Origin of the sequence: uncultured Campylobacter sp. (assembly GCF_937997405.1) — a bacterium.
In the GTDB taxonomy this organism is placed as follows: domain Bacteria; phylum Campylobacterota; class Campylobacteria; order Campylobacterales; family Campylobacteraceae; genus Campylobacter_B.
The window spans coordinates 1-1,947 of the sequence record NZ_CALKTL010000163.1 but is presented as its reverse complement, the minus strand read 5'-3'; the positions used below and the strand labels follow the sequence as shown (position 1 = coordinate 1,947).

The 1,947-nt window shown below is 51.3% G+C and carries 1 protein-coding gene; it reads right to left on the bottom strand.

Annotated features, from left to right (window positions below):
* Positions 1-1,947 (bottom strand): Sua5/YciO/YrdC/YwlC family protein (locus Q0372_RS08760; protein ID WP_298104925.1); only part of this gene is annotated, 1,947 nt, incomplete at both ends.

Sequence of the window (1,947 nt, the reverse complement as noted above, 5' to 3'; positions counted from 1 at the left end):
GCTATGTTTATCGATAAATCATAATTTATCTCGCCCGCGGAATTTAAACTACGAGCGCTTGTCGAATTCGACGCATAGGCAAAATTTTGCTCGGCATCGTAGGCCTCGGAATTTGATGCAGAATTTTCGGTCTTGCCCGCCGCACTGCAAACATTTGCGGCATTCGCAGCTGCAAATGTTTCTCCGCTGGCAAAATTTGCCGGACAACTATTGCAATCTATAGAATCGCTAAAATTTTCCGCTACGCTCGCCGCGCCGCCGGTAGAATTTCCCGCGCAGACGTCGCCGCTGTCATTACGCTCTGCGCTACGGATAGGATTTTTTGCGGCGACAAATTTCTCGCTCGGGCTTGCTACGCCACCGACATGGCTTTTATCGCTCAAAACCACTACCCCATTCGCCCTTTTTAGCGCGAACCTGTAACTCTGCTCGCAGCCCTGGATATAGAGGTTCTCAAGTCGCATGCCCGCCTCGCCGTCAAAGCTGACGGCTCGTAGATCGCAAATAATCGCTGCAAACGCGTCGAATAGCCGCCCTAGCGAGCTTGAGCGGACGGCACGCGGCGCGATTTTTTCTAAATTTGCTACTTCGCTCGCGCTAAATTTTGCCAAAAACTCGCGCGCAGCGTCCTTTGCATTAAATTTAAACACGAGCGCGAGCGCAAGTTTGTAGATGTTTTTGATCGCGCTCTCGCCGCCGATAAGCGCGATCTCGTCAAATTTTGCGATGCGACGATAGCCGTGCGGGTCAAACACCATCACTTCGCCGCCCCAAATTTTGCCGTCCGTGCCGTAGCCGGTGCCGTCGAAGCAAAAGCCGAGGTATTTTTTGCCGCTGCCTAGCAGCTCATTTTGCGCTAGATTCGATACCAGATGCGCGAAATGGTGCTGGTAGCGGATCACGGGGTATCCGCGCTGTTCGAAAAATCGCGTGTGCGAAAACTGCGGATGCAGATCCGCGATGACGGCGTCGAACTTCAGCTCGTAGGCGCGCACAAACATATCCAAAAGCGCGAAAAATCGCTCATTCGTGGCGACGTTTTTAAGATCGCCGATGTAGGGCGAGATGAAAATTTGCCCGTCTTTGTAGATTGCAAACTGATTTTTAAGCTCCGCTCCGAGCGCCAGGAAAGTGCCTTTGGCGTGGAATTTGCTAGGGAAAATTTTTGGATTCATTCCGCGAGATGTTCGCAAAAATAGCGCGTGATCTAAAGCGTCCGCTTCGGGGGAGGAATTTGCGTCATTTTGGTTTTTTTGAGGCGCCGAATTTGTGCCGTCGCAGCTAGTTTTAGAAGTAAAATTTACGACGTCGCAACTTGTATCCGTATCGGAAGGTCTTTGCGAGCTCTCAAAATTTAGCCCGTCCGTGGAATTTCCATTAAAATTTTGCGGTGCGATAAGGGTTCGTACGGTCGCAGAATTCTGTGTTAGAATGGAATTTTGCGCAGAGTTTTCCGTCTGGGTACAGATCGGAAGCGACGCGGAAATTTTACCAGAGCTATGAGCCGTTTTTGAACCGGGCGCCGAAACTCGCGCTTCAAATGGCGGTAAAAAGGCGATACTATCGTCGCTCGGCGTTAAAATTTCGCGGTCGTTATCCAGGTAAAACGAGATGACGCCGCCTAGCTTCGCGCGCAACTCCTCGCTGCTAAAAATAATGGGCTCGCCGCTGATATTGGCGCTAGTAGCGACAATCGGGCGATCAAAGTATTCAAAAAGCAGCAGATGCACGCCGGTGTTGGCTATGAAAATGCCGATTTTATTAAGGTTCGGCGCCACGCTTGGAGCAATAAAGATCGCGCCTGCTCTAAAAATCGTCGAAAAGCTTGCGGGCAAACGCACGAAATCGCTGCTGCTATCGGAATGGACGCCGCACGCGTCCGCCATGCACGCCTGTGCAGAGCATGAACCTTGCGAATTTATCGTCTGTTGCGGACTCGGCTCGTTC